This window comes from Micromonospora sp. NPDC048843, from assembly GCF_040649965.1.
Taxonomy (GTDB): domain Bacteria; phylum Actinomycetota; class Actinomycetes; order Mycobacteriales; family Micromonosporaceae; genus Micromonospora; species Micromonospora hortensis.
Genome location: NZ_JBEZGJ010000100.1, coordinates 1 through 26,806 on the forward strand (window position 1 = coordinate 1; position 26,806 = coordinate 26,806).

Genomic DNA, 26,806 nt, shown 5'->3' on the forward strand with positions numbered 1-26,806 from the left:
CAGAGGCATCACGCTCGCACCGCTTCGTCCGCCGGGTCGCCATCCCGCCGGGCGTCGCACGCGGGGTGTGCGGGGTTGTCGGGGAGGCCGGGCCTCGGTGTAGGGCTGGCCCCCGCGCCGCTGCCGGGGCACTCGGATGCAGGCGCATTGCGTGGACGCCGCCGACCGGCTCACAGCGGGCTGCCGTACCTTGACCTGCATGGGGTTGTTCGCGCAGTGGCGTGGGACGGTGCTGGCGCGAGGCCATCAGCTGCTCGGTGCGCTGGGCCGGGCCGACGAGCCCGACGACCCGTCCGAGCCGGCGCCCAGCCTGAACCGCCTCGACGCGCTGGTGGAGGGCTTCACCGCCGGTCAACCGGTGCGGTGGACGATGGCCGGGCAACCCCGACCGCTGCCCGGCCCTGTCGACGTGGTGGCGTACCGGATCATCGAGGAAGCGCTGACCAACGCCTGCCGACACGCGCCGGGCGCGCCGGTCGGGGTCCGCCTGCGCTACGACACCGCGGGCATCACCATCGAGGTCCGCGACGAGGGCGCCGGTCCCGCTCCGTCCGGCGGCGGCACCCAGGGCGCCGGACGGGGTCTGCTCGGGGTACGCAGACGCGCCGAGCGGCTCGGCGGCACGTTCTCCGCCGGCCCACGCGCCGGTGGCGGCTTCACCGTACGGGCTGTCCTGCCCGCGCCCGAGGAAATGATCGGATGATCGGCCGACCGCGGGGCTTCCCCGATGGGCACTGCGGAAATAGGGTGGGGGTCGGCGACCGTGCTGGTGGCCGGTGACCCGGTGGGAGGCGCAACCCGCCGGGCTCAGGTGTGTTCCGCACCCACCGGTGACCGCTCGGGTGCCGCGCACGTCCGGTCACCCTCGCCCCGGTCCGCACAAGGAATCCCCATCACACTAGGGGAGAAGGACAATGGCGCGACCCATCACGCTCTTCACCGGCCAGTGGGCCGATCTTCCGTTCGAGGAGGTCTGCCGGCTCGCCTCCGAGTGGGGCTACGACGGTCTGGAGATCGCCTGCTGGGGCGACCACTTCGAGGTCGACAAGGCGCTCGCCGACGACTCGTACGTCGAGCGCAAGCGGGAGACCCTCGCGAAGCACAACCTTGAGGTCTTCACGATCTCCAACCACCTGGTTGGTCAGGCGGTCTGCGACCACCCGATCGACGAGCGGCACCAGGACATCCTGCCCGGCCGCATCTGGGGCGACGGGGAGCCCGAGGGGGTTCGTCAGCGGGCCGCCGAGGAGATCAAGGACACCGCGCGGGCGGCGGCGAAGCTCGGGGTGAAGACCGTCGTCGGCTTCACCGGTTCGTCGATCTGGCACACCCTCGCGATGTTCCCGCCGGTGCCGCCGTCGATGATCGAGCGCGGCTACCAGGACTTCGCCGACCGCTGGAACCCCATCCTCGACGTGTTCGACGAGGTGGGAGTCCGGTTCGCGCACGAGGTGCACCCCAGCGAGATCGCGTACGACTACTGGACGACGAAGCGGACGCTGGAGGCGATCGGCAACCGGCCCGCGTTCGGGCTGAACTGGGACCCGTCGCACTTCGTGTGGCAGGAGCTGGACCCGGTGAACTTCATCTTCGACTTCGCCGACCGGATCTACCACGTGGACTGCAAGGACGCGAAGGTGCGTACCGGCGATGGCCGGCGTGGCCGGCTCGCCTCGCACCTGCCCTGGGCCGACCTGCGGCGCGGTTGGGACTTCGTCTCCACCGGCCACGGCGACGTGCCCTGGGAGGACTGCTTCCGTGCGTTGAACGCGATCGGCTACACCGGCCCGATCTCGGTCGAGTGGGAAGACGCCGGAATGGACCGGCTGGTCGGCGCCCCTGAGGCGTTGCAGTTCGTCCGCCGGCTCGCCTTCGACGCACCGAGCGCCGCCTTCGACGCGGCGTTCAGCAGCAAGGACTGACCGCACGTCGGACAGACCACGGGCCGGTCGCCCTGCGGCGACCGGCCCGTCGACGTGCGATTGGTCAGAGCGTGCTGGCGTTCGTGCCCGAGCCGGACGGCTTGGTGCGGGGGTTCGTGGACGACGGCGACCCAGAGGTCGTGCCGACCGTGCTGGTGCCCGCCTTGGCGCCCACAGTGGCGGGCGTGCCGGCGAACGCGTCGTCGGCGGCGGTCAGCTCCTGCTTGCCGGTGCTGCCGTTGGTGGTGCCCAGCTTCTCGCCCAGTTTGGTCTGGCCGAGCTTGTCCTTGCCCTCGCTGTAGAGCTTGTTGGCCTGGGCCTGCGCGACCCCGGCCGCCTCCTGGACGGTCGGGTGGTCGAGCACCTTGCGGCCCCGGACCACTAGCTCTTCGTACTTTTCCCGGCCGGCACGGGCGCCCAGGACGAATCCCGCAGCCAGCCCGCCAAGAAACATGATCTTTCCGCGCATGGCGGCTCCTTCCGTACCTGACGCGCCGTCACCCCGGCGAGTTGCCCCGTCGGAAGGCGACCTGTTCGCGCCTGCGTCCTCTGTCCGCAGCTAACTACCCATCCTGCTCTCCGCTCAAGCATTGTTGTGCCGGGATGGCGATTTACCCCTATTGTCAATGCGGCGGCGGGGAGGCAACCCACTGGACCGCCGCCGGGGGATGTCCTGTACTCTTGTCCCGTCGCAAGGCGTCGGAGAGATCCGAAGTCGGGCGGAGCACGATCCCCTGTAGCTCAATTGGCAGAGCAGCCGGCTGTTAACCGGCAGGTTATTGGTTCGAGTCCAATCGGGGGAGCTTTCCCACGTACGCCCGTCAGCCACGCGGCCGGCGGGCGTTTTCGTGTGTGTGACCTGGTTTCACCCACCCTCGACCTGCTTGCCCGGCAGGATGGTCGATGTCGACTGAGGCTACCGCTGCGTCGATTGATGCGTCGATCCTTGGGGTGAGTGCGGATGTCCGGACGAGGCGGCAAGGCCACGCTGATCGCGGTGGCGGTCGTGCTGGCCTGGTTGGTGATCGGCGGCGTGTCCGGCCCGTACGCGGGGCGCCTCAGCGAGGTCGCCACCAACGACAACGCCGCCTTCCTGCCCACCGACGCCGAGGCGACCCGCGCCCAGGACCTCGCCGGCGAGTTCGTCGACCGGCAGACCATCCCGGCTCTGGTCGTCTACGAGCGGCCCTCCGGGATCACCGACGCGGACCGGCAACGGGTGAGCGCCGACGCCGCCCGGTTCGCCCAGATTCCCGGCGTGGTCACCCCACTGCCCCCGCCCATTCCGAGCGACGACGGCCAGGCACTCCAGGTCGTCGTACCGGTGGACGACGCCGAGGGCGAGGAGATCGGCACAGTCGTCGAGAAACTGCGCGACATCACCGGCGGTGACCGCGACGGCCTCACAGTGGACGTCTCCGGCCCGGCCGGCCTGCTCGCCGACCTGATCGAGGTCTTCTCCGCCATCGACGGACCACTGCTGCTGGTCACCCTGGTCGTGGTGCTGGTGATCCTGCTGATCGTCTACCGCAGCCCAGTCCTCTGGATCTTCCCGCTGCTCGCCGCCGGGATGTCGTACGCCCTCGCCTCGGTCTTCGTCTACCTGCTCGCCGACGCGGACGTGGTCAAGCTCAACGGGCAGGCCCAGGGCATCCTCACAGTGCTGGTCTTCGGCGCCGGCACCGACTACGCGCTGCTGCTGATCGCCCGCTACCGGGAGGAACTGCACCGGCACGACCGCCCGTGGGACGCCATGAAGACCGCCTGGAAGGGCGCCGCACCGGCCATCATCGCCTCCGGTGGCACCGTCATCGTCAGCCTGCTCTGCCTGCTGCTGTCCAGCCTCAACTCCAACCGGGCACTCGGGCCGGTCGCCGCCATCGGCATCGCCGCCACCCTGCTGGTGATGCTCACCTTCCTACCCGCGCTGCTGGTGCTCGGCGGGCGGTGGGCGTTCTGGCCCCGACGGCCCCGAGCCGATCAGACCGACCCGCGGGCCGAACACGGCATCTGGAGCCGGGTCGCCGGCTTCGTGGCCCGGCACGCCCGGCCGATCTGGCTGAGCACCGCCGTCGTGCTGGCCCTGCTGACCCTCGGCCTCACCCAGCTCGGCGCCACCACGCTCGGCCAGTCCGACCTGTTCACCCAGCGCACCGACTCGGTCGACGGCCAGGAGGTGATCGCCCGGCACTACCCGGCCGGCACCGGCAGCCCGGCCACCATCTTCACCACCGAGCAGACCGCCCGACAGGTCGCCCAGGTGGCGAAGGACGTGCGCGGGATTGCCGACGTCCGTCCCCTTCCGGCCGGCCCGCAGACCGGTCCACCCGAGGAGAACGCCGCCCCGAAGGTCGTCGACGGACGGGTGCAACTGGAGGGGACCCTGGCCGACCCACCCGACAGCGACGGCGCCGAGCGGACCATCCGCGAGCTGCGGGTGGCCGTACACCAGGTGCCCGGCGCGGACGCTGTGGTCGGCGGCTTCACAGCGATCAACGTGGACACCTCGGACGCCGCGAAGCGCGACCAGAACGTCATCATCCCGGTGGTGCTGGTGGTCATCGCTGTCATCCTGGCCCTGCTGCTGCGCGCACTGCTCGCCCCGCTGCTGCTGATCGCCACGGTTCTGCTCAGCTTCGCGGCGACCCTCGGCCTGTGCGCGCTGCTGTTCCGCCACGTCTTCGACTTCCCCGGCGTGGACTCGTCGTTCCCGCTGTTCGCGTTCGTCTTCCTGGTCGCGCTCGGCATCGACTACAACATCTTCCTGATGAGCCGCGTCCGCGAGGAGTCGGTCAAGCGCGGCACCCGCGCCGGAGTGCTCGCCGGCCTCGCCGTCACCGGCGGGGTGATCACCTCCGCCGGCATCGTGCTCGCCGCGACGTTCTCCGCCCTCGCCGTCCTGCCACTGGTGGTGCTCGTCGAGTTGGGTACGGCTGTCGCGATCGGGGTACTGATCGACACCATCATCGTCCGGTCGTTGCTGGTGCCCGCACTCGCGTACGACATCGGGCCGAAGATCTGGTGGCCGGGCCGGTTGTCCCGGGCGAACGGTGAGCGGGAGGCGCGCGGTGCTGGCTGAAACCGATGTGGTCATCGTCGGCGGCGGCCTGGCCGGCCTCGCCGCCGCCCGCCGGTTGCACCGCGCCGGCGTGCCCTGGCGGCTGGTGGAGGCCGAAGGTCGGCTCGGCGGCCGGGTCGCCACCGACGTTGTCGACGGTCACCTCATCGACAGGGGCTTCCAGGTGCTCAACACCGCCTATCCCCGGCTCGGCACGCTGCTCGACACCGGCCAGCTCGACCTCGGCTACTTCACCTCCGGTGTGCTGGTCCGCAAGGGCGACAGGCTGCTGCGCCTGGTCAACCCGCTGCGCGAACCGACCGGCGGGCCCGGCACGGCGCTCGCCGGGGTCGGCTCCCTGCTCGACCGGCTGCGCTTCGCCGCGCTCGCCACCGGCTGCGCCACACTCCCCGCGTCCCGGCTCCTTGCCGCCCCGGAAACCAGCAGCGAGACGGCGCTGCGCCGCGCCGGCCTGTCCGACGCCATCATCGAGGAGCTGCTGCGACCGTTCCTGTCCGGTGTGTTCATCGACCGGGAACTCTCCACCTCCAGTCACGTGCTGGCGATGGTGCTGCGTTCCTTCGCCCGCGGCCGGATCGGCCTGCCCGCCGAAGGGATGGCCGCGCTGCCCCGGGCCATCGCCGCGCCGCTGCCGGCCGACCTCCTCGACCTGGACACCCCGGTCGCGGAGGTCGCCCCCGGCCGGGTCCGCACCCAGGCCGGCGACATCCGCTGCCGGGCCGTCGTGGTCGCCGTCGACCCGCCCGCCGCGGCCGCGCTGCTGCCGGCCCTGGCGACGGTACGCATGCACAGCTACACCACCTACTACCACAGCGCTCCCGAGCCGCCGCTCACCGAACCGATCCTGCTCGTCGACGGCGACCGACGCGAACTCGTCGCCAACACTGTGGTGCTCAGCAACGCCGCCGCGACGTACGCGCCCGCCGGACGGCACCTCATCGCCACCTCGGTGGTCGGCCCGACGGCCCCACCCGAGCCGACCATCCGGGCCGAGTTGACCCGGCTGTACGGCCGCTCCACCGCCGACTGGACCCACCTCACCACTGTGGCCGTCCCCGAGGCGCTACCCGCCGCGCCACCGCCGCAGGGACGGCTGCGCAAGCCGGTGGCGCTGGGGGAGGGCCTGTTCGTAGCCGGTGACCACCGGGACAGCCCATCGATCCAGGGCGCTCTCACCAGCGGCTGGCGCGCCGCCGACGCCGTGCTGGACGAGCTGCGCGCCGGCTGACACCCGCCGCACATGAGGGCACCGCCGTCGTAGTTGATCACCTATGATCGCCGCCATGCCCGCCCCCCTACCGGCCCCCACCTTCGACGCCGGTGCCGCGTACCCCGAGGTCGAGGACCTGCGCAAGGCGCTCGATGCCGCCGACTGGCCCGCCGTCCGCTCGCTGCTCGCCGACCGCGACCACGACGGCCGAACACTGCTCGTCCGGGAAGCCGGTGACCACGTCGACGCTGACGCGTTCCTGCGCCGCGTGTACGACGAGGATCCGACCGATCAGCTCGCGGGCGCCCTGCTCGGCACCCACCTCGTCTGCGCGGGATGGCGGATCCGCAGCGGGGCCCGGGCTCAGTACGTGAGCAGGTCGCAGTTCGGCGGCTTCCACGAGCACCTGCGTCGCGCCGAGCAGGTGCTCATCGACGTCACCGCCCGATACCCCGACGACGCGGCCGCGTGGACCGAACGTATCAACGTCGCCCGGGGCCTGCAGCTGGGCCAGAACGAGGCGCGCCGCCGCTACGACCGGCTCGCCCACCACCATCCCCACCATTTGCCCGCACAGGCGAGCCTGCTTCAGCAGCTGTGCCCGAAGTGGAGCGGTGACTGGGACCGAGCCTTCGCGTTCGCCCGAGAGTGCGCCGAGGCCGCACCTGACGGCGCGCCCAACGCCGTGCTGATCGCCGGGGCGCACCTGGAACGCTGGCTCGACGCCGACAGCGACCAGGAGTGGGCGGACTACCTGCGCAGCACGCCGGTTGCCGACGACGTCCTGCGGGCCGCGCAGCGTTCCGTGCTGCACCCGGACTACGTCGACAGGCCCGGCTGGGTCGGGGTCCGTTCGCTGTTCGCACTGATGTTCAGCCTCACCGGGCAGTGGTCAGCCGCCGCGAGCCAGTTCACCGTCCTCGGCAACCGTGGCACCACCTACCCCTGGGCCTACGTGGACTACGCCGAAGGATTCACCAAGTACCGCTCGGCGGCGTACGCGAAGGGTGACAAGTCATGATCCAGCACTTGGACGTGGACGGGGTGCCCACGCTGCTCGCCCCCACCGGCGGGCCGATGCACGCCGGTTTGACCTTCCGGGTCGGCACCGCCGACGAGACGCTCGCCCGAGCCGGCATCACCCATCTCATCGAGCACCTCGCGCTCGCACCGCTCGGTCTCACCGATTACCACGTCAACGGCGCGACCGCCCCCGTGTTCACCACGTTCCACACCCAGGGCTCCGAGACGGACATCGCGGCGTTCCTCACCGCCGTCTGCGGGAACCTCTCCGATCTGCCGGTCGCGCGGCTGGCAGTCGAGAAGGAGATCCTGCGCACCGAGTGGAGCAGCCGAGGTGCCGCCGCCGTCGACGAGATCCCGCTGTGGCGCCACGGAGCCCGCGACTTCGGTCTGAGCAGCTACCCCGAGTGGGGGCTGAGCGCGCTTACCGCCGACGACCTGCGCGAATGGGCCGCTCGATGGTTCACCCGGGAGAACGCGGTGCTCTGGATCGCCGGTGACCGCGTGCCCGCCGGGCTGCGGCTAGCCCTGCCCAGCGGGGTCCGGCAGCCGGTGCCTGTGGCATCGTCGGCGCTGCCGCAGACCCCTGCGTACTTCGTCAACGGCGCCCGCGGCGTCGTGCTCGATTCGGTGGTACGTCGCAGCACCGCCGCCAGCACCTTCGCCGGTGTCCTGGAGCGCGAGCTGTACCGGTCGCTCCGTCAGGAAGCCGGCCTGTCCTACACCACTACCACCGCGTACGAGCCGCGCGGCGACGGGTACGCCACCCTGCGGGCGCTCGCCGACGCGCTGGCGGAGAAGCAGGACGCCGTGCTGGGTGGCTTCATCGACGTACTGGCCAAGATGCGGGTCGGGCGGATCGAGCAGGCCGACCTCGATGCGACAGTCGCCAAACGGGAGGACGTCCTCGCCACCGCGGAGGTGGACGCCGCGCGGTTGCCGTCGTACGCCCTCAACCTGCTGACGGGGCAGCCGAACCTCAGCATCGACGAGCACCGGGCCGAACTGAAGGCCGTCAGCCTCACCGACCTGCACGACGTGGCCGGAGAAATGACGGCGTCGGCGCTGCTGTTGGTGCCGGGCGGGCACACCGCCGACTGGGCCGGCTTCGTCGCCGCACCCACCCACTCCGCCGACACCGTGGAGGGCGCGACGTACCGGGCGAAGGAGGGTGCCGGCGGGCTCCGCGTCGGCGCCGACGGGGTGAGCTACCTGCGGTCGGAGGGGCCGCTGACCGTCCGCTACGACGACTGCTCTGTCATGCTCGCCTGGCCCGACGGCGCGCGACAGTTGGTCGGCGCGGACGCCATCGTGCTGCACATCGAGCCGACAATGCTCGATTTGCCCGCACTGACGATCCCGGCCATCGACGCCGGGGTGCCGTCCGACCGGCACGTCGCCATGCCGGCCCGTACCCCCGACCAGATCCCGCAGCCCCGGCCCATCGTCCGAGAAGTCAAGTTCCCCGGACGTTCCTGGTGGGAGGTCCCGGTCATGGTGCTCAGCGGACTCGGCACCCTGCTGATGGGCGGCCTCTGCCTGATGCTGACCATCGGCACCCTCGCCGACGACACCGAGCCGGACGAGGCATTGTGGTGGGGCGTCATCGCTGTCGGGTGGGTGCTCACTGTTATCCTCGCGTTGCCCATCGTGCTGCTGAGACGACGACGGCAGTGATGAGGTGGAGCCTGATCGCCCCTGGCCCGTGATCCACCGGGCAGGATACGATCCGGCGCGGCATCGGGGGCGGTAGCTCAGCCGGTTAGAGCAGGGGACTCATAATCCCTCGGTCGCGGGTTCGAGCCCCGCCCGCCCCACCAGCCGTTTTCCCTGGTCAGCGGCGCTGTCGACGACCCGGACGCACCGCATCGAGGTCCGGACCGACACCCGCAGTCCGATCTCGTGCGATCTTGGTCGCGCGGCGCTCATCCCGCTGGCGCACTGAGCCCGCAGCCGCACGGCCCGCCGCCCCGCCTCACGGAGCTGGCCGAGGTCGCCGCCTGTCCGCTCGATCGCGTCAGTGGTCACGAGGTCGTCGGGGCGCGGCCCCGACGGGCTGCTCCCGGAAGCACGCCGGGCGGGATGATGCCGAACCAGGCTCCGACGGCGGCCATCGAGGCGACGACGTACGCCGCCCACCACCCGAGCAGCGCCCACGTACCCTGGAAGACGGCGCCGGGCAGGCAGGGCAGGACGGGCAGGAGAAAGAGGTAGACCAGACGGCCGTGCGAGAGGCTGTTCTCCTTCGGCAGCCTCCGGGCCTTGCGGAACGGAATGAGTCTGACTCCGTAGGGACGACGGCGAAGCGTGAAACTCGCCGGCCAGAGCCGCCCGTACCCGGCCACGTCGACTACGCTGACGCCGGACCCGTGCCGGACCGTGGCCTGACGCGGCCTGGTCAGCTCGCGCAACCACGGTTCCCAGACGACGCGTTGGTGCAGGACACGGCCGTCCCGGCCGTTCACCGTCAGCCACACGGCGTATCCCTTGGGACTGGCGTCGATCCCGCCGGCGGCGCTCACGGCGCCCGCCGCAGCGGTGACCCGCCCCGCACTTCCCGGCTGCGGCGACTGCGCCAGATGCGCGGTCACCATGACGCGCTTCGCGGGAGCACGAGCGGCACCCCACCACTGCAAAAGGCGGACGAGCCAGGACAGCACCAGAAGGGCTCCCGAAGCCAGCGCCACGAGGATGACGACCTCTCCGTGCTCGACCCGCGGGTCGGTACCCAGCCGGTACCCCAGCGCGATGAGGGCGGCCAACGCGACGACGCTGCCGATCACGACCATCGGCGCGCGAGCACGCCGATTCGCCAAGGCCGCCGTACTTCCGCTGCTGGCCACCGCGTCGTCCTTCCCGTCCGGCCCTCCGGACGTCGCCCCGACGCTAGCAACGCCGAGCAAGGCTGACATTGCGCGTCCGTTCCAGATTTCACGTCGTACGGCGGTCGCAGGCTGCGGTGCGGTGCGGTGCCGTGCACATCCGCGGTTCCTAGCGAGGGCCATCGAGATCTCGCAAGTCTTGACGGAACCCGCTGTCGTCCAACAAGAGATGCGCGACAGATCTCCGCCAGTTGAAGTGCGACAGGCTCCACCGAACTAGAGCAGCAGGCCCTCGGGCGTGGACGCACGAATCTGTCAATGATCGGATGCCTGGCCACTACAACGAACACTGGCTTGGAACCGTGGCCGGACTACCCTCATTGGCGTGCCCATTGATGATCTTCCGTTGCCTCCCGCGTTCGAGGCGGTCACGGCCTGGGCCGGTCCTGGGCGGGTGGTGCGTGCTAGCGAGCTGGACGTGGCGACGTGGCGGCTTCCCGAGCCGCAGAAGGCCGCGCTGGTCTCCTCTGGCGTACCGCTGATCGATGACCTCGTGAGTGCGGTGTCGTTCCACGCAGAGCCGACGATGTACCGGTTGGCGAACGCCGATGACCTGGACTGGGTGTACGGTGCCGCGCCGGGGACCGGTGAGGTGCAGATCTGGTCGTCGGACGGCGGCACCGGGTTCGTCAACTCAACGATCACCCACTGGCTGTGTTCGCTGCACCTGGTTGGTAGCTGGCTGACCGGCTCGACCGTCATCGACCGCTGGGACGAAGACGGACAGGCCGAAGAAGAAGCACTCGCGGAGCTCGCCGACCTGTTGGAGCGGATCAAGGCCCTTGACCCGCCCGCGTTCGGGGACGGCGACCATACGACCCACTTCTGGCCCGGAGTGCTCGACCGGTGGCTCTACTGATCGACGCAGGCATCCTCTTCTGGCCGGACACCGATCCTGGCCACCACATGCTTGACAGTTGATCTAGCCTGGCTGCGCCAGATAATCGAGGTAGCGAAGCTGTGGCGAGGGAACTCATGGTCGACGTTGTAGACGAGGCTCCGGGCTGGGCCGCAATTGAGGCGGCAGTGGCAACCAGGGTTGGTGATCAGAATCCACTGCACTGGGGGACGAACAACCTCCCGGGGCAGGGCCTCTACGGCTTGAGCGCGTACCGATCCACCGGCCACTGGTTGCTGGTTACGTTCGGGATGACCGAGCTGTTCTCCAAGAACAGCGATGAGCCGGACGTCAGCGGCTGGGGATACGAGCTGACGATGCGCGTACCCATGGACGCCGACCAACCTCCCGCGTGGTCCATGCGCCTGCTTGAACGACTGGTCGACTACGTGCTCACCAGCGGTAGACCCTTCACCGAGGGCCATCGCATGGACCCGGGCGGCCCGATCACGGGCCAGGCGACCACCCGGCTCCGCGCACTAGCCTTCGCTGCCGACCCTGAACTGCCGCCCATCGACTCCCCGCATGGCTCAGCGCGGTTCCTGACCGTCGTCGGGATCACCGTCGACGAACTGGACCGCATGAAGGCCACCACGACGGCCGAGATACTGAGCGAGCTGGCCGAGCGCTCGCCCCTGCTCGTCACCGACCCGACTCGCTAGCCCTCACCCGCTTTGCCACCACCCTGCAGGGCGCCCCAGCGCTTCCCAGCGTGCTGTCGCTTATTACGCGGGACTTGGTTCTCTGAGCTGATGCAGTAGCCGGGAGTGCTCGTTCCAGGTGTATGCGTCGCCGGGGTCGGTGGCGGTGTTTGCCAGGACGGTGACCCGTGCGCAGGCGATGAACCCCGGTTCAGTGTCCGCGGTGGGCAGAGTGAGGCAGAGGTACCGGGCCTGGTGGCGTTCGGGTATCCGGGCGAAGGCAAGGATGTTGGCGCGGGTGTCATGTTCTGCGGATTGGAGAATCAACGGGTGGTAGGACGGGCAGAGCTTCACGGCGCGGACGTCTTCGAATAGGACGTTGAGGTGCTCGTCGTGGCTGCTGTCGGCGTGAGCGTGCAGCAGCAGTGTCGAGTGGCTGATGCCGTAGCGCCAAGGGCGGAACCGGCGGCGCAGCGTGAGAGGTTCCATCGCCCGATCATGACCACGGTGGCACGCATCGACCACCCGGTCCAGAGGGGCCGGCGGGCCATCCACGGGCCAGTAACCGTGACGCCCAGCGGTCATGAGGGGTCCAAGCGGCACTTGGCTCTGCTGCCGGCCGTGCATCACCGCCAGCGGCGCAGCCCGCCGTAGGCCAGCACGCGGATGATCAGCCATCGGCGACGCGCGATTGTCAGGTTGGTCAGAACCAGTCGAACATCCGCACTGGTAGGAGTACGAGAACGACGGTCGCAGCGACGGCCAGCAGAACGCGCACCGTGCGAAGACCTCGCCACCACGGGATGACCCAGAGCAGCAACCACATGGCGCCTGAGATGACCACATGTACGCCGACCACACCGAGGCTGGTCTCCTCGCACATGTTTTCAGCGATGGCCTTCTTGCACAGCGCTGGCGGGCCGTTGTGGTCACCGAGGCTTCCCAACACCCCGACGAAGCAGGCCAACACGGGGGCCGCCACCAGGGTGAACAGCGGCGTCACCAACCACCCGGCGAGATCACGGTGCCGGTCCACTAGCCGTTCCACTGGCAGAACGCTACAACCCGATATCGACAGTTCTCAAGCTGTCGCTTCAAGCCCTCGCGCCAATGGAACGGTCCGCGTCCAGTCCGTGAGAGGTTCACGGACGGTGGGGAACGGTGAGAGGTGCAGGAAGGGTTTTCCGCCGCTAGACCACCGTGGGCCGGGCTTGCGGCGGTCGATGAGGAAGTCGGCGATCGGATTGCGTAGCCCGCGCTAGTGCTGGGTCAATCCGATTGTGTCGGCCATGCGGGTCAGCGGCGGGCGACGTCGTCAGCGTCGCCAGCGGTGGCGCAGGGACCGAACAGCACCTCCATGCACTGGGAGGCGCCGCCGAGGCTGAGTCGGGTGCGGGCGCGTCGAGGACGAGCAACACCAGGGCAACAAGGTGTCCGCAGACGACAAGCGGCGGGCGGAGGTGCGCCAGGAACCGTGCGACCATCGGAAGGCCCTACGTGATGTGACCGACTTCGATGGGGGTGCGAATCCGGCCCAGGCCGGCGAGAGGTGACGTGGTGGAGGGGCAGGACATGTTTCGAGGCACCCGCGCCGAGCTGCTCGGGCGCTTGGCCGAGGCGGTTGACTCCGTCACCGTCACCGTCACCCACCCGACGCGGGTGGCCGTCGACGGGCCGCCCGCCGCCGGCAAGACCACCCTCGCCGACGAGTTGGCCGCCGTCCTGCGTGAACAGGGCCGCCACGTCATCCGCGCCACGATCGACGATTTCCTCTTTCCCCGGGCTCAGCGCTATCAGCGCGGCGAGTACTCGGCCGAAGGCTGCTACTACGACACTCACGACTACGACGCGCTGAACAGGGTTCTGCTCGGTCCGCTCGGCCCGGACGGAGACCGACGCTTCCAACCCGCTGTCTACGACCGAACTACGGATGCCGTGCTGTCCCCGCCGGTCGCAGCCGCCCCCACCGACGCCGTGCTCGTCTTCGACGGCGTCTTTCTCCTGCGCCCGGAACTGGTTGACCGGTGGGACCTGCGCATCTTCGTGTCGACGGCACTGGAGAAGACAGTGGACCGTGCCGTGATCCGAGAGGGCCGGGTGTCAACTCGGGCACACATCGAGCGACGCTGGCGCGAGCGCTACATCCCCTCGCAGCAGCTCTACTTCGCGACGGCGCGCCCGACACGGCACGCCGACGTCGTCGTGCACAACGACGAGCCCCAGCGGCCGGTCTGGGAGGCTGCCCGGCGAGGAGGTCCCGCTTCCCGACGTCCTCACGGCCGGTGAGTGACAGCGCTTACGGGTGGTCCACATACTCGCCGAACGGCTCGATGGACCCGTCCCAACCATTCCAACCCTGCTGGGTGATCTGCCCGTTCGCGTAGGTGTACGACCAGCGGGCGCCGTCCTCGCCCTCGATCTGGACGGTTCCCGAGCGAACGAACGGCGCGATCGCGACGTAGAAGGCCGTTGTCTGGTTCGACCACTTGGGGTCGCCCTCGTCGTCGTGCCCGAACTCGATCCAGTCACCGTCGCGGACGATCGTGGCCCTGGCCGGATCCCCCAGGTCGACCAGCGTGCCATCCGACGGAAACTCACCCGGCCTGTACCAGCCGCCTCGTCCTGCCAGGGCGGCGTGGACAGCGGCGACCGCAGCGGCGTCCTCCGACTCGGGGAGGTTCAGACGGCCTGAGGGCATCACCGTGTATCCCACGGCACGCACCCTACAGCGGTCGATGTCCACCACGCCCCAGTCAGGATCTGGTAGGGCGGCTGTCGCATAGGCGGAACTGGCCAGGGAGGTCGCAGCAGCCTTCGGCGTGGAGGTCGAGGGTGGGGGCGTTGAGGGTGGACGGCGTGAAGTAGGACGGGTCGAGGTGGTAGGTCAGTCTGGTGCCGGTGCCACCTGGCGCGTCGAAATCGTGGACTGGACCGGCGGGGCGTAGGCCGGCGAGGTCCTGATGCCGGGCGTGGCCTGCCTGCCAGGTCTCGATCGTGGTGTGGGTGCTCACGGCCGCGGCTGCGGCGTGGACCCAGCGGTAGGAGGTCAGGAGGGATCCGGGTGGAGCGACGCTATGACGACGGCGGTCAGGACGCTGGTCGCCAGGTGCGCATCGGCCCCGAAGTACATGCCTGGCCGACGGCGGACCGACTCGTCGAAGTCCAGGACCGTGATGTTCGCTGCGGTGTACTCACTCACGGGCTAACGGTGCCCGAACCGGCAGGGAAAGAGAAGATCGGGCTACGAGTCACCCTGACTCTGCGCGCGGGTGCGCTGAATGCTCCCGACCTCGCCTTTGATCGGCAGCCAGTAGAAGGGGATGAACGCGATGACCACCACGAGGCCCACGACCGGATGAAGGGCGCCGAGAGCGGTCCCGACGGCGATCCAGAACGGCGCGGGGCGGAAGCGTCTGCTGATCGCCCGGGCGGTGTCATTGTCGGTGGTAGAGGTCAGCAGACGACGGCCGTGCCTGGCGTACTCCCAGATCACGTTGAAGAGGATGGCGGCCACCTCGTAGGTGGCCCCGTAGAAGATGAGTGCGGTGCGCTTGCCGTGGCCGGACTCGAACGCGTGAGCCAGGAGGGACGAGGCGAACGGCAGGAACGCGATCACCATCAGCAGCAGGGTGTTGAGCAGGAGCAGCATGCGGTCGGCGGAGCGGATGTGGTCGAACATGACGTGGTGGTTCACCCACATCTGCCCGATCAGCAGGAAGGTGATCGCGTACGCCACGTACGAGGGCCACAGTTCGATGAGGCCGCGGAGCAGGTGCTCGGTGTCCTCCGGCGGCTGGATCTCCAGGACGAGCAGCGTAACGGCGATGGCGATGACCGCGTCGCTGAAGGTCACCGCCCGCTTCGGATCTCGTTCCGCACCGATCGGGTTGCTGGATCTGGTCGCGCCCTTCGTGGAGGCGTCGCGAGCCGCGCGGAACCAGCGCATGAGCCCCCCCGAAGATGAGAGCACCCGGTCACGCACCGCGGGCAGGGCTGCCCACGGTGGTCATCCAAGAGCCTTCCGGTGCCGCGGGTTCCCGCCGTCGCTTGAACCAAACCGGCTTGCGGCTGCCGTACCAGCCCCTGCTGCCGTCACCGTTCCCTGATCCGTTGCCGCCACCACGCCTGCGCGTGCCACGGACTCAGCTCGGCAGCTCGGGGGTCGGGCAGCGTCTTCCGGAGAAACTCGTCGTCCAACGGGTCGACGACACGCCGCAACTCGCGGGAGGCTGCCGTTGGCAGTCGGCGCATCGCGTCGCCCAGGACGTCTCGCTGGTACAACACATCGCAATCCGGACAGGGACAGTCATCCCCTAGATCGAGCCACCGTCCCGAGCGTCGAATGGTGCGACGGTAACCGGCCAGCGCTGTCGCTACTGCAACGAAACCCGGATGGGTGCCTTCGAGCCTGGCGATCGCCGCGTTCGCGCCGTTCGAGAGACCATCGATGGGGCGCAGCTTGCCCGCATTCCGCCCGGCCGACTTCAACAGTGCGCGCAGCGCACCAGGTGACCTACGCGCCATGGACCTTTCGGGGCTGAGTCATGACGAGCACCTTGCCACACCACGACCGGGCCCCGCCAACCCATTCGCGCTGTGGTGACGCCGCCTGGATGAGTCGGCCTCAGCCGATGTTGATCAGCAACACCTGGTCGCTGCGAAGGTCGGAAATGGTTTCGCGCAACAGCCTCAACGTGTCCAGACCGGCCATGCCGCTCTCGTCGAAGTCCACCCCCATCTCCGTGAAGTGGGCGGCCAACTCCTCCTCGCGGTGCGCGCCGGGGTCGAGCTGATCCAGTAACCCCGGAGCTGGAGTGATGAGCGTGGTCAGGCCGTACGCGCTGTTGATGGCCTCCGACTCGGCATTGAGCTCCGACTGGTCAAGGTCGATGCCGCGCTCCTCCAGATAGGTAAGGACGTACAGCATGCAGTAGCCGGACCAGTCGTACTCCTGCCGCGTCTTGCTCCCGTGTTCGGCCAGGTACGTGTGGAACGACGACGGCGATGTGCGGGCCAGGCGGGCCAGCTCGGTGATGCCGTCCCTGGGGACCACTGTCAGTGAGGCGATTGCAGACAACGCATCCTCCGTCGGTTCAGGAGAGGACGCGGTAGGTGACGTGCAGGACCGTGCTCGCCGCCCGCGCCGTCAGTTGTTCGAGGTTCAGCGGCGGGACGCCCTCGAACAGCCGCACACCGGCGCCGAGGGTGAGCGGCACGATGTGCAGCCGCAGCTCGTCGACCAGACCGGCGGCGAGGTACTGGTTGATGGTGGTCGCGCCGCCGTGGATCAAGATGTCGCCGCCACCGGCCGCCGTGCGTGCCTGCGTGAGCGCCGACTCGATCCCGTCGGTGACGAAGTGGAAGGTGGTGTCGCCCGCCATCGGCTGCGGCTCCCGGGCGTGGTGGGTGAGCACGAACACCGGCTTGTGGAACGGTGGGTTCTCACCCCACCAGCCGTTCCACTGCCGATCCCATGCGCCGCGCACGGGGCCGAACATGTTGCGGCCCATGATGACCGCTGAGGCGGTGTTGCTCAGGTCGAGCTCGGCCTGGTTCTCCTCGGCGTCGTCGAACATCCAGGAGTGCAGCCCACTGCCCCAGCCGTCACCGCCGTCGTCGCCGAACGGGCGTTCCTCGGTCTGGTTCAGCCCGGCCGAGTAACCGTCGGCGGAGATGGTCTGGTCGGCAATCACCTTGCCGTCACGTGTGGTCACTGCGCTCACCTATCGGGGGGACGGGGACGGTTGAACATTCCGGCCATCGACTGTCGGCCACGGCACGACGGGGTCGCCGGCCGTCGGACGGTTGGGCTGCGCTCCAACGAACATGAAAAGCAGCGCGGCGGCCAGCACCACGGGGGCCAGGGCGCACGCGACACTCACCACCACCACCGTGACCCGAGAGCTGCTGTCGGTCTCGGTCTCCCGTTTCGGGAAGGCATACACGCCGACCAGGAGGAGGACGAGCCACAGGGGCACCAGCAGGGGAGCGAGAGCGGGCCAGACGGGCCAGACCGGCTCGACGACGATGCCCGGGCCCAGGACCATCCAGGTGAGGGCGGCGCCCGGGAGGAGGCCAACCGTCACCAGGGTGCAGACCAGCAGGGGTACGGGTCGACGTCGCCGTGCCACCCACCCGAACAGCGCCGCGCCGGCTGCGGCGCCGGCGAGGGTGCCAGCGAGCGTGCTGGGCAGGAACTTGCCGGGCGCGGCCGGTGCGATGGTCAGCTCTGTCCCGCTCGCAGAGTATTCGAGCGCAACCGTCAGGCCGTCGCGCTCGGCCCGCCAGCCGTCGCACAGGTAGCCAGGGACGCGGTGGAGCCCCTGCCACCCCTGCGTCCGGGCGCTGCGCCGGAACTGCTCGGAGAGCCCACAGTCGTCACCATCGTCGTACTGGAAGGAGTCCCGGCTCGAGCCCAGGTCGTCGGCAGCGAGATGGACGCCCCACCGGTAGCCATGAGCGACCCGACCCGAGTGGACCGGCACCGCTCCAGGAAGCAGCTGCGCCGCCAGGCTCTGCGCCTGGTCGCCGCTGGGCGGCGTGACACCGCGACCGCCGTACCACGCACCAAGGCTCAGGCCGACAGTACCCAGCAACACCGCACCGAGCAGCACCAGCGCGACGTGCCGCAGCCGATGGCTCACCAGCGCCCCTCTCTTCAGTGGTGCGCTAGAGGTTAGCTCCCGAGGCCCGGCCGTGCTGCCCGGCTGGTGTCGCCGCAGGAGCGAGGTGGATCGTGTCCATTACGCGACGAATAGATCGAGTTTGCTGGGCTGGGGACGTTAGTTTGATTCGGTGATTTCGATGGTTGGTACGGGCGTGCGGGTCAGGCTGCTCGGGCCGGTGGAGGTGGTCGTCGCCGGCAGCCCGCAGGCGGTGAACGGCGTGCGCCGCAAGGCGGTACTGGCCACGTTGGCGCTGCACGCCGGCCGTGTAGTCAGCATCGACCGGCTCATCGACGTGGTCTGGGGCGACCAGCTACCGGCCACCGCTGCGAACACGTTGCAACGCCACGTCTCGTACCTACGCGGGGTGCTCGGCGAGCCCCTGTCGATAGTGGCGCGCCAGCCCGGATACCTGCTCGACACCGGGCCGGACTCCACTGATGTCCAGGCCGCCGAGCGCCTCATCGAGCTGGCCCGGCGCTCGACGGACCGTAACGAGCAGGTGAGGCACCTGACGGCCGCTGTGGCACTGTGGCGGGGCCCACCGCTGGCCGACGTGGCCGGGTCGGCGTGGCTTGAGGAGCAGGCGGAACACCTGGCGCGCCTACGGTTGGAGGCCGAGCGATCGCTCGCCGAGGCCCGGCTGTCCGTCGGTGAGCACGCCGGCCTCGTTCCCGGGTTGGAGCGGCTGGTCCGACAGCACCCCTTCGACGAGCACCTGCACGCGCAGCTGATGCTCGCCCTTTACCGCGACGGCCGCCAGGGGGAGGCGGTCGCCACGTACCGGCGGCTGCGTGACAACCTGCGGGAGAACCTCGGCCTCGACCCGGGTCCGCGGCTACGTGACCTGGAGTGCGCCATCCTGCGCCAGGACAGCGCGATCGCCGCACCGGCCGCGGCGGCACCACAGCGGGTCGCGGCGCAGCTGCCTCCCCCCGTACCCACGTTCACCGGACGCGGCGCGGAGCTGGCGGCCCTCGACGCGCTGGTCGACCGGGGCGGCGCCGTCGTGGTGTCCGGGACCGCCGGCGTCGGCAAGACCGCTCTCGCCGTGCACTGGGCGCACCGCGTGGCCGAGCGCTTCCCCGACGGGCAGCTGTACGTCAACCTGCGCGGCTTCGACCCGGCGGCCACACCGACCGAACCGGCGCGAGCGCTGCACGGCTTCCTGGAGGCGCTCGGCGTTCCGGTGGCCCGGATGCCCCGCGACCCGGACACGATGGCGAGCTTGTACCGCACGACGGTGGCGGGCAAGAGACTGCTGGTGGTGCTGGACAACGCCCGCGACGCGGAACAGGTCCGCCCGCTGCTGCCCGGCTCACCGGACTGCCTCGCCATCGTCACCAGCCGCGACCAGCTCATTCCGCTGGTCGTCACCGAGAGCGCCCAACCCGTGCCCCTCGACCTGCTGAGCCCCGGCGAGGCCCGCGACATGCTGGTCCGCCGTCTCGGGGAGCGTCAGGTCGCCGCCGAACCCGCCGCGGCCGACACCATCGCCGACCGGTGCGCGCGGCTGCCCATCGCCCTGGCCATCGTGGCCGCCAGAGCCGCCACCAACAGGCACTTCTCGTTGGCCGCCGTCGCCGGCGAACTGGGCGACCTGGACGCCTTCCGCGCAGGCGACGAGGCCACCGACGTACGGGCGGTCTTCTCCTGGTCGTGCCGGACGCTCAGCCCAGCCGCGGCCCGGCTGTTCCGGCTGCTGAGCCTGCATCCCGGCCCGGACGTCTCCGCCCCGGCCGTGGCCAGCCTGGCCGGCGTCGGTGAGCAGGCGACGGGTCCCCTGCTCACCGAGCTGACCCGGGCGAACCTCTTCACCGAGCACACGTACGGGCGCTACGCGTTCCACGACCTGCTGCGCGCGTACGCGGCCGGCCTCGCCGACGAGGCCGAGTCGCCGGCCGAGCGTCGGGCCGCCATCCACCGGCTGCTCGACCACTGCCTGCACACCGCCCACGCCGCCGACCTGGCACTGCACCCGCATTTCAGCGCGATCAGCCTCCCGCCACCCCCGGCGGGCGTGACGCCGGAGCGACCCAGGAGCCGGTCGGCCGCCGCGGCGTGGTTCACCACCGAGGTCCCCGTCCTGCTCGCCGCGGTACCGCTCGCGGCGCGCTCCGGGTTCGAGGGACACGCGTGGCGGCTCGCCTGGGCCATGGCCGGCTTCCTGCACAGGCAGGGGCACTGGCAGGACTGGCTCGGCACCCAACAGATCGCGCTGGCCGCCGCGTCCCGCATCGGGGATCAGGCGGGGCAGGGCCACGCGCACCGCAGCCTCGGTCTCGCCTGCTCCCGGCTCCGACGGTACGACGAGGCCGACGACCACCTGAGGCGCGCACTCGACCTGTTCACCGAGGTCGGTGACGACGCCGGACGGGCGCACACCTGCCTGAACCTTGGTCAACTGGCCGAGCGGCAGGGGCAGCACCAGCAGGCGCTGCGCCATTCCCGGCGGGCGCTGACCCTGTTCCGGGGGACCGGGAACCGGGCCGGGCAGGGGTACACCCTCAACGCTGTCGGTTGGCAGGAAGCGCTGCTCGGCAACTACCAGCACGCGCTTGAATCGTGCGGCGAGGCGCTGCGGATGTTGCAGGAGGTGGACGACGTCCAGGGGCAGGCCGACACCTGGGACAGCCTCGGCCACGCCCACCACCAGCTCGGGGACGACCGGCGCGCCATCGCGTGCTACGAGCACGCCCTCGAACTCTTCACACAGGTCAACGACCGGTACGCCGAAGCCAGCACGTACGTCAATCTCGGCGGCAGCCACCGGGCGCTCGGCGACCTCGGCGCCACCCGTGGCGCGTGGCGCCGGGCCCTGACGATCCTCGACGAACTCGGCGATGCCGACGCCGACTCGATCCGCGCCGACCTCGACCAGCTCGACGCCACGCGGCTGCACTGACGTACTCCGCTTTCAGCGCCGTTTCCGGGCCGCTTCAGCGCAGCCAGCCACTCTTCGGACACCAGTTTCTTCCGCACCAGGAATGGAGCGTTCGATGAGTCGTTTGGCACACCGCCTCGCGGTGATCGGGGTGGTCAGCGGGACGGTGCTGGCCATGTCCTCCGCCGCCGTGGCCCACACCGACAAGCCGCCGCAGAGGGGCGCCGACTGCGTGGTCCAGCACGTCGACGAGCGCGGCAAGATCCTCCGTACCGAGACCGCGCCCGAGGGCCGGAAGTACGACCCCTTCCGCTGCGTCGGCGGGAAGTGGACGTTCGCCTGGGCGCCCTTCGAGGCGGACGACATGATCACGGCCAACGAGATCCAGATCGAGCCTTCCGGTGCCGTCTCGGTCCGGCGGTTCACCGGCCCCGCCCTCGGCAACGACCTCACGGTGGGCGAGATCGCTGGCATCGCCCAGGCCGTCAGCGGCAGCCGGGAGGTGCTGGTCGACCGCGCGATCGTGGCCGTCGACGACGGCAAGGAGCGGACCCCGGAGCAGGTCGCGGCGCTGCTGGCAGGCAAGGACGACACCGGCGTACGGGTGCTGGACATCATCGAGAAGCCCCATGCCGCCATGTCGACGAAGGACGTCATCGACGAGGCCGGCGGCACACCCGAGACGACAATCGTCTACTTCAGCATCTGGGGCGCGATCAAGTCGGTGTTCGCCTGGATCGTGGACACGATCGGCGAGATCGGTGAGTGGATCGACGACCACTGCGACGCGGGTTCCCCCAACGACTTCGGCGACGTGATCACGTGTCAGTGGTAGCCCGTCCCACCCCGCCGACACCGATCACCGAGATGAGGACAGGATGACAACTCTGCGGGACATCACCAGGCGCGCCACCATCGTCACGACCGCCCTGATCGTCGGGCTGACCGCTTCGTACGCCCCGTCGCAGGCCGCCGAGGGGGAGGCCCGGACGACGATCACCGACCACCCTGGTGCCCCGGGCACGATGCTCCAACAGTTCGAGGACCTGACCGGCCGACCCGTCGGCGACCTGGACAAGGTGCTGGCCGTCGACACCGGCGGGCGGAACCTCACCGGTGACCAACTCGCGGCGCTCGCCGCCGGCAAGGAGGTCGACGGTGTCACTGTCGTCGGCACGATTCCGGGCAGCCGGGACGTCCTCGGCGCGACCATGGCCGACCTCGCCGACGGCGCGTACGACGGCAGCGGCGACAGCGGGACACCGACGTCCCTGCTCTTCTCCTCGTCCACCCCCGACGGCCGGGAGTGGTGCCTGACCATGTGCGTCGCCTCGGGCAAGACCATCTGGCAGTGCCTGTTGTCGCGCCGGACGGGCGAGCTGATCCTCACCCTCGACCTCGCCGGCGCTACCACGGTCGGTGGGACGAAGGCTGCCTTCGAGAAGGCCAAGGGCGTCGCCGTCGACGGCCCAGACACGGTCGACACGCTGATCGGCGATCGTGAGCCCTCGGCGGACGAGATCAAGATGCTCCTCGACGGCAAGGACATCGAGTCGATGCGCCGGGTGGCGACAGTGGCCGGGCCGGACCCCGGGTGGGCGCTGGCCGACATCGCCGAGAAGTCCGGCGTCGTGTACTCGAAGAACAGAGGCCACCTCTTCACTTTCACCTTTCCGGTCCTCGGCAAGGTCCTCGTGTGGTGCAACTCGAAGGATGGTGGCAAGACCTGGAAGTGCTCGGCCCTTTGATGGGGGTTCTGACGGTTAGACCGTCAGCGGTCCCGCTCCGCATCGACCTCGCCGGTCGGTGCGGAGCGGGATTCCACGCTTGCGTTCATGACTATGTAGTGCGGCCGCGTTCGGCCGCGTTGACCAGTTCGCCGAGACGGTAGCGCAGGACGCGCGCTTGGCCGATGGACAACACCACCTGGTTGGACGCCGTGCCGTCAGTCGCGGTCATCACCACCATCGGTTCGGCCGTCGGACGGGTGGTCTGCACCAACCCCAGGATGATGACCGATGTCTCGGGTCGGTTGGTGTCCACGTCCAAGATCCGGGACCGGTGTTCCCTGCCTCGGTCGCACCCGTCGCGGCCACACCAGCGGGGGTGCCGGGCGTCTGCCGCCAGCGTCCCGGTGGGGAAGACGTGCACAAACCCGCATCGCCGTTCCACGTCTTGTGTGATCTGGGCCAGGGCAGTGGTGAACCCGGCCGCCGTGATGGCGTCGGTCGCCGCGCTCGGATGGGCGGAGCAGACGTAGGCCACACCGTCCAACGACTCGGTCCCGATTTGGCTGTAGACCTCGATTCGGAGGGCCGCAGGCTTTCCGCAGTCGACCAGCGCGAAAGGTAGTTTGGTCATGGGTCGCCTCCCTGGGGCGATCAAGTCCCCCGGTCAGCGTTCGCAGCGCGAACCGGGGGACGCATCTACCAGTGCCAACTACTTACGGTATCTGTATAGGCCAATGCTTTGAACTCATGCAGTTGGCCAAATGATAACCCCGATGCGCTTGGCCTAGGTAGGTGCCGGACAAGATGGCCAAGTGGATCTCGACGGGGCTATGCGTGCGCTGAAGGCCGCCGAGGAGGCGCTACCCCAGGCGGAGGAACAAGCCGCGCAGGCCGCCCGCCAGATCAAGGCCGATGCCCGCGCCCGGGTCGACCACGCCCGCGCCGAGCTGCACCATGCCATGGTTGCGGAGCACCGGGCTGGCGCACGGCAGGTGGATCTCGTGAAGCGGACCGGTTACAGCCGCGAACGGGTCCGCCAGATCCTGCGAGCCGCCGGCATCGAGGCGGACTGACCCGGATCGAACCCCATTGAGCAGGGGAGTGGTGCTATCGGACGACAGCGTCGACGCATGTCCGGTAGGGACGGACGGTAGCTCTGGCCGAGCGCGTCCCTGATACTCGTCAAGTGATCAGCAACGAGCCTCGCGCCCCGTGGTTGCCTCGCGCGCCCCACCCAGCCGACAGCTCGACACTGCCGCTCTACATGGTCATGTTTTTTGTCCTGGGCCTCGTTGGCTTCGCGGCGCATGGGTTGGCAGACGGCAGGGAAGGGTTCGTTCTCGCGAGCATCATCTCGGGAGTGTTCTTTGCCTGCTTCCTGATCCTCTTCGCGGTCTACTGGATCGGATACCTGCTCAAGGGACACGCCATCTGGCAGGCCGAGCGCCAGGCTGAGTCAAACGGGCCGTCTACGGGTCAACAACCAGAGGACTGAGTCGTCCGCTTGAACACCTTGCGAGCGCGGCGTTGTGCTGTGAATCGTGAAACGCTGCTGGCATGGCGAGGAGGAGCGAACGGACCTGGTTCCGGATGACTCGGAGGCAGCGGGCCATCTTCGTGGTCGGTGCCTGCGTCGCGCTGGTAGGGCTGGTGCTGGCCCTGACGGTCCACACCGCGCTCGGGTCGATCATCATGGCGGTGGGCACGTTCACCATGATCGGCGCCCAGATCTTCGCCCCACCCGGGTAGCCACCGACAGACCCGGATCTGCCTGGCGTGCGATCCTCCACTCAACCCCGGAGGCCGCAGGTGGCGTCTCACTCTGCGTCCGCACTGAGACGCGAGGTGGACGCGACCTGGAGGTGGCGTGAGTCGGCACGAGGACGACGAAGAGTTTCGGCTGTTCGTCCAACGACAGTGGGGGTCGCTGCTCCGAACGGCCTACCTGCTGACCGGTGACCGGGGGACAGCCGAGGACCTGACGCAGTCGGCGTTGGAGAAGACCCATCGGCGCTGGGGTCGGGTGCTGCGCAGGGACGCGCCCGAGGTCTACGTACGCCGGGCGATGGTGAACACGGCGATCTCCTGGCGGCGTCGGCGGCGGCCGTTGGAGGTGCCGCTGCTGACCTCCGACAGCCAGCCGGCGCATGACGCGTACGTGCAGGTGGAGCAGCGCCAACTACTCCTCGCCGCGTTGCGGCGATTACCGCCCCGGACGCAGGCGGTGCTGGTGCTGCGCTACTTCGAGGATCTGAGCGAGGCGGACACCGCCAAGGTCCTCGGCTGCTCCGTCGGCGCGGTGAAGAGCCAGGCGTCGCGCGGGTTGGCCCGGCTGCGGAGCGACTTCGCCCCGCCCGCCGCTCAGTCCCCGGCACGGCTAGAGGAGGAACTGGCATGACCGGCAGCTTCGCCAATTCGACGCTCAGCCCGGCGCTGCGGCAGGCCGCGCACGGCGTCGACGTACCCGAGGACCCCTGGCCCGGGTTCGTCCGCCGGGAGCGACGGCACCAGCGGACGCGGCTGGTCCGCACCGCGTTGGCCGCCGCGGTCGGGGTCGCGCTCGTCGGGGTCCAGACCAACGTGGTTCCGCTGCCCGGATGGGCACCTGGCATCGCGGTCGCCGCCACACCGACGGCGCTGCTCGACGCGCCACCGCGGGGCGCGCTGGCCGGGGACCGGGCCTGGCTGGACACGCTCCGAGCGCGGATCAGCGCCGATCCGCCGGTGCGAATCGACGCCCCGGTGGGTGCCTGGAAGATCGGCGATCGTGACCGGATCCGTCTGATCTACGGCAGTGACCAGCCGGGCCACCGGGTCGCGCTGGTCGCGGTGCCGCTGCGGTTCGGCCTGCTGACCAGGGAGGCACTGGTCTGGTACGTGGGTCCGGCCGGGGCCGGGGCCGAACAGATGCGGTACGGCGGCCACAGTGAGGGTGACGACGTCCCGGTGATGACGCTGATGCAGGCCCACCCCGACCGGGCCGGGTTCGCGGTCGCCGTCGGCCCGCCCGAATCCACAGTGACGATCAGTGGCGAACCTCGATACACGTCGAGGGGGACTGTGGAGTACCAGGACATCGCCAGGGCGGACGGCGGCGGGGTCGGGCTCGCCGTGCTGCCGCCCGAACCCCTGCCGCACGAACCCGTCGTCCGGGTCGGCCGCGGCGACCGGGTGTACTTCCAGGGCGGTCTGGGCGGCGGCCCGTACGCGGGGATCGATCCGACCGGGCCGGAGATGAACACCCTGCTCAGCGGCGCTCGCCAACCCGACCGAGGTACGCCGCTCGACGACGCCAATCTCCGCAACTTCGTCCGTACGGCATTGCAGGACAGCCACCTCCCGGCCGTCGGCACGACGGTTCGGCTGCGGTGGTCGGGCCGCGAGCAGGGCCAGGCCGGCGCGCTGCTCACCGTGCAGCCGGCTGGCGGGGGAGTGATCGCGTACGCCATGCACGGCGACGATCGGACCGGCTGGTGGACCGACCTGCGGCTGCTGTTGCCGGCCGAGGGCGCCGACCAGCGACCGATCGGCTGGCGGGTCCGGACCGAGGACGGTGCCCGTCCCGCCACGGGCGAGGTGCGGGTGATCGCCCCGCCGGACGCGGCCCGCGTCACTGTGACGGTCGGAGACGCGCCCCCGGCCACTGTCGCCCTCGACGCGTCGAACGCCGGCACCACCCGGGTGCCACCGGACCAGGCGGCCACTCTCACCGCGTACGGCAGGGACGGCGGCGTCCTCGGGACCACCCCGTTGCCGCCCGTGGAGACCGACAGCAGCGCGGGAGGTCTGCCCGGCGACAGCCCGGCGACCAGGGTGACGCAGTGACGCAGCGGCAGGTGGGCCGAGCCGTCCCGTGTGTCGTCCTTCCGCCA

At 69.9% G+C, this 26,806-nt stretch carries 30 protein-coding genes and 2 tRNA genes; 19 read left to right on the plus strand and 13 right to left on the minus strand.

The window, feature by feature from the left end:
* Positions 1-199 precede the first annotated feature (199 nt).
* The gene (locus tag AB0C20_RS22280; RefSeq protein WP_357181485.1) at positions 200-703 is read left to right on the plus strand and encodes an ATP-binding protein; all 504 of its coding nucleotides are present in this window, start codon (positions 200-202) and stop codon (positions 701-703) included.
* A 211-nt stretch (positions 704-914) separates the two neighbouring features.
* On the plus strand, positions 915-1,922 hold the full coding sequence (locus tag AB0C20_RS22285) for a sugar phosphate isomerase/epimerase family protein (RefSeq protein ID WP_030488695.1): 1,008 nt from the start codon (positions 915-917) through the stop codon (positions 1,920-1,922).
* Between the two features lie 64 nt (positions 1,923-1,986).
* Here AB0C20_RS22285 and AB0C20_RS22290 read toward each other — a convergent pair whose 3' ends face one another.
* Positions 1,987-2,391, minus strand: a complete 405-nt coding sequence (locus tag AB0C20_RS22290; RefSeq protein ID WP_357181482.1) for a hypothetical protein — start codon at positions 2,389-2,391, stop codon at positions 1,987-1,989.
* A 261-nt stretch (positions 2,392-2,652) separates the two neighbouring features.
* On the opposite strand from AB0C20_RS22290, the gene AB0C20_RS22295 reads away from it, so the two are divergent.
* From AB0C20_RS22295 to AB0C20_RS22320, 6 genes are all read left to right on the plus strand, one after another.
* A tRNA-Asn gene (locus AB0C20_RS22295) sits at positions 2,653-2,725 on the plus strand.
* 158 nt (positions 2,726-2,883) lie between these two features.
* Positions 2,884-5,001: an MMPL family transporter gene (locus AB0C20_RS22300; RefSeq protein ID WP_357568658.1), complete on the plus strand. Its 2,118-nt coding sequence runs from the start codon at positions 2,884-2,886 to the stop codon at positions 4,999-5,001.
* The gene (locus AB0C20_RS22305; protein ID WP_357181476.1) at positions 4,991-6,229 is read left to right on the plus strand and encodes an FAD-dependent oxidoreductase; all 1,239 of its coding nucleotides are present in this window, start codon (positions 4,991-4,993) and stop codon (positions 6,227-6,229) included. Before AB0C20_RS22300 ends, AB0C20_RS22305 begins: the two co-directional genes overlap by 11 nt.
* 55 nt (positions 6,230-6,284) lie before the next feature.
* On the plus strand, positions 6,285-7,232 hold the full coding sequence (locus AB0C20_RS22310) for a hypothetical protein (RefSeq protein ID WP_357181473.1): 948 nt from the start codon (positions 6,285-6,287) through the stop codon (positions 7,230-7,232).
* Positions 7,229-8,911 carry an insulinase family protein gene (locus tag AB0C20_RS22315; RefSeq protein WP_357181470.1) on the plus strand — a complete coding sequence of 561 codons (1,683 nt, stop codon included), beginning with the start codon at positions 7,229-7,231 and terminating at the stop codon, positions 8,909-8,911. The genes AB0C20_RS22310 and AB0C20_RS22315 overlap by 4 nt, the downstream gene beginning before the upstream one ends.
* A gap of 66 nt (positions 8,912-8,977) precedes the next feature.
* Positions 8,978-9,054: transfer RNA gene (locus tag AB0C20_RS22320), tRNA-Ile, on the plus strand.
* A 204-nt stretch (positions 9,055-9,258) separates the two neighbouring features.
* Here AB0C20_RS22320 and AB0C20_RS22325 read toward each other — a convergent pair.
* Positions 9,259-10,077, minus strand: a complete 819-nt coding sequence (locus tag AB0C20_RS22325; protein WP_357568659.1) for a hypothetical protein — start codon at positions 10,075-10,077, stop codon at positions 9,259-9,261.
* Between the two features lie 364 nt (positions 10,078-10,441).
* Between AB0C20_RS22325 and AB0C20_RS22330 the strand changes: the two genes are divergently transcribed.
* Entirely contained in the window at positions 10,442-10,975 is a 534-nt protein-coding gene (locus tag AB0C20_RS22330) for an SUKH-4 family immunity protein (protein ID WP_357181465.1), read from the plus strand.
* Between the two features lie 116 nt (positions 10,976-11,091).
* On the plus strand, positions 11,092-11,676 hold the full coding sequence (locus AB0C20_RS22335) for a suppressor of fused domain protein (protein ID WP_357181463.1): 585 nt from the start codon (positions 11,092-11,094) through the stop codon (positions 11,674-11,676).
* A 63-nt stretch (positions 11,677-11,739) separates the two neighbouring features.
* Here AB0C20_RS22335 and AB0C20_RS22340 read toward each other — a convergent pair whose 3' ends face one another.
* Positions 11,740-12,144: a hypothetical protein gene (locus AB0C20_RS22340; RefSeq protein ID WP_357181461.1), complete on the minus strand. Its 405-nt coding sequence runs from the start codon at positions 12,142-12,144 to the stop codon at positions 11,740-11,742.
* 214 nt (positions 12,145-12,358) lie between these two features.
* On the minus strand, positions 12,359-12,703 hold the full coding sequence (locus tag AB0C20_RS22345) for a hypothetical protein (RefSeq protein ID WP_357568660.1): 345 nt from the start codon (positions 12,701-12,703) through the stop codon (positions 12,359-12,361).
* Positions 12,704-13,227: 524 nt separating this feature from the next.
* On the opposite strand from AB0C20_RS22345, the gene AB0C20_RS22350 reads away from it, so the two are divergent.
* Positions 13,228-13,941 (plus strand): cytidylate kinase family protein, encoded by a 714-nt coding sequence (locus AB0C20_RS22350; RefSeq protein ID WP_357568666.1) that lies wholly within the window; start codon positions 13,228-13,230, stop codon positions 13,939-13,941.
* 10 nt (positions 13,942-13,951) lie between these two features.
* On the opposite strand, the gene AB0C20_RS22355 is transcribed toward AB0C20_RS22350, so the two are convergent.
* From AB0C20_RS22355 to AB0C20_RS22390, 8 genes are all read right to left on the minus strand, one after another.
* Entirely contained in the window at positions 13,952-14,368 is a 417-nt protein-coding gene (locus tag AB0C20_RS22355) for a hypothetical protein (RefSeq protein WP_357181452.1), read from the minus strand.
* 40 nt (positions 14,369-14,408) lie between these two features.
* The gene (locus tag AB0C20_RS22360) at positions 14,409-14,666 is read right to left on the minus strand and encodes a hypothetical protein (RefSeq protein WP_357181450.1); all 258 of its coding nucleotides are present in this window, start codon (positions 14,664-14,666) and stop codon (positions 14,409-14,411) included.
* Between the two features lie 35 nt (positions 14,667-14,701).
* Complete coding sequence (locus tag AB0C20_RS22365) at positions 14,702-14,854, minus strand: hypothetical protein (RefSeq protein WP_357181447.1); 153 nt, start codon at positions 14,852-14,854, stop codon at positions 14,702-14,704.
* Positions 14,855-14,896: 42 nt separating this feature from the next.
* Positions 14,897-15,601 carry a TMEM175 family protein gene (locus AB0C20_RS22370; protein ID WP_357181444.1) on the minus strand — a complete coding sequence of 235 codons (705 nt, stop codon included), beginning with the start codon at positions 15,599-15,601 and terminating at the stop codon, positions 14,897-14,899.
* A 146-nt stretch (positions 15,602-15,747) separates the two neighbouring features.
* Positions 15,748-15,939: a hypothetical protein gene (locus AB0C20_RS22375; RefSeq protein WP_238686921.1), complete on the minus strand. Its 192-nt coding sequence runs from the start codon at positions 15,937-15,939 to the stop codon at positions 15,748-15,750.
* Between the two features lie 340 nt (positions 15,940-16,279).
* Complete coding sequence (locus AB0C20_RS22380; RefSeq protein WP_357181440.1) at positions 16,280-16,732, minus strand: hypothetical protein; 453 nt, start codon at positions 16,730-16,732, stop codon at positions 16,280-16,282.
* A gap of 16 nt (positions 16,733-16,748) precedes the next feature.
* Positions 16,749-17,369, minus strand: a complete 621-nt coding sequence (locus AB0C20_RS22385) for a dihydrofolate reductase family protein (protein ID WP_357568661.1) — start codon at positions 17,367-17,369, stop codon at positions 16,749-16,751.
* A gap of 9 nt (positions 17,370-17,378) precedes the next feature.
* Entirely contained in the window at positions 17,379-18,299 is a 921-nt protein-coding gene (locus AB0C20_RS22390) for a hypothetical protein (protein ID WP_357568662.1), read from the minus strand.
* Positions 18,300-18,459: 160 nt separating this feature from the next.
* On the opposite strand from AB0C20_RS22390, the gene AB0C20_RS22395 reads away from it, so the two are divergent.
* From AB0C20_RS22395 to AB0C20_RS22405, 3 genes are all read left to right on the plus strand, one after another.
* Positions 18,460-21,225, plus strand: coding sequence for a BTAD domain-containing putative transcriptional regulator (locus tag AB0C20_RS22395; RefSeq protein ID WP_357568663.1), 2,766 nt, complete (start codon positions 18,460-18,462; stop codon positions 21,223-21,225).
* Positions 21,226-21,319: 94 nt separating this feature from the next.
* Entirely contained in the window at positions 21,320-22,039 is a 720-nt protein-coding gene (locus AB0C20_RS22400) for a hypothetical protein (protein WP_357568664.1), read from the plus strand.
* A gap of 43 nt (positions 22,040-22,082) precedes the next feature.
* Entirely contained in the window at positions 22,083-22,952 is an 870-nt protein-coding gene (locus AB0C20_RS22405; RefSeq protein WP_357568665.1) for a hypothetical protein, read from the plus strand.
* 91 nt (positions 22,953-23,043) lie between these two features.
* On the opposite strand, the gene AB0C20_RS22410 is transcribed toward AB0C20_RS22405, so the two are convergent.
* Entirely contained in the window at positions 23,044-23,565 is a 522-nt protein-coding gene (locus AB0C20_RS22410; RefSeq protein WP_357181422.1) for a hypothetical protein, read from the minus strand.
* A 181-nt stretch (positions 23,566-23,746) separates the two neighbouring features.
* On the opposite strand from AB0C20_RS22410, the gene AB0C20_RS22415 reads away from it, so the two are divergent.
* From AB0C20_RS22415 to AB0C20_RS22435, 5 genes are all read left to right on the plus strand, one after another.
* Complete coding sequence (locus AB0C20_RS22415; RefSeq protein WP_357181419.1) at positions 23,747-24,007, plus strand: hypothetical protein; 261 nt, start codon at positions 23,747-23,749, stop codon at positions 24,005-24,007.
* A gap of 113 nt (positions 24,008-24,120) precedes the next feature.
* Positions 24,121-24,429 carry a hypothetical protein gene (locus AB0C20_RS22420; protein WP_357181416.1) on the plus strand — a complete coding sequence of 103 codons (309 nt, stop codon included), beginning with the start codon at positions 24,121-24,123 and terminating at the stop codon, positions 24,427-24,429.
* Between the two features lie 62 nt (positions 24,430-24,491).
* Positions 24,492-24,683 carry a hypothetical protein gene (locus AB0C20_RS22425; RefSeq protein ID WP_210820168.1) on the plus strand — a complete coding sequence of 64 codons (192 nt, stop codon included), beginning with the start codon at positions 24,492-24,494 and terminating at the stop codon, positions 24,681-24,683.
* A 118-nt stretch (positions 24,684-24,801) separates the two neighbouring features.
* Positions 24,802-25,332: a SigE family RNA polymerase sigma factor gene (locus AB0C20_RS22430; protein ID WP_357181412.1), complete on the plus strand. Its 531-nt coding sequence runs from the start codon at positions 24,802-24,804 to the stop codon at positions 25,330-25,332.
* Positions 25,329-26,759 carry a hypothetical protein gene (locus tag AB0C20_RS22435; protein ID WP_357181410.1) on the plus strand — a complete coding sequence of 477 codons (1,431 nt, stop codon included), beginning with the start codon at positions 25,329-25,331 and terminating at the stop codon, positions 26,757-26,759. The genes AB0C20_RS22430 and AB0C20_RS22435 overlap by 4 nt, the downstream gene beginning before the upstream one ends.
* Positions 26,760-26,806 lie beyond the last annotated feature (47 nt).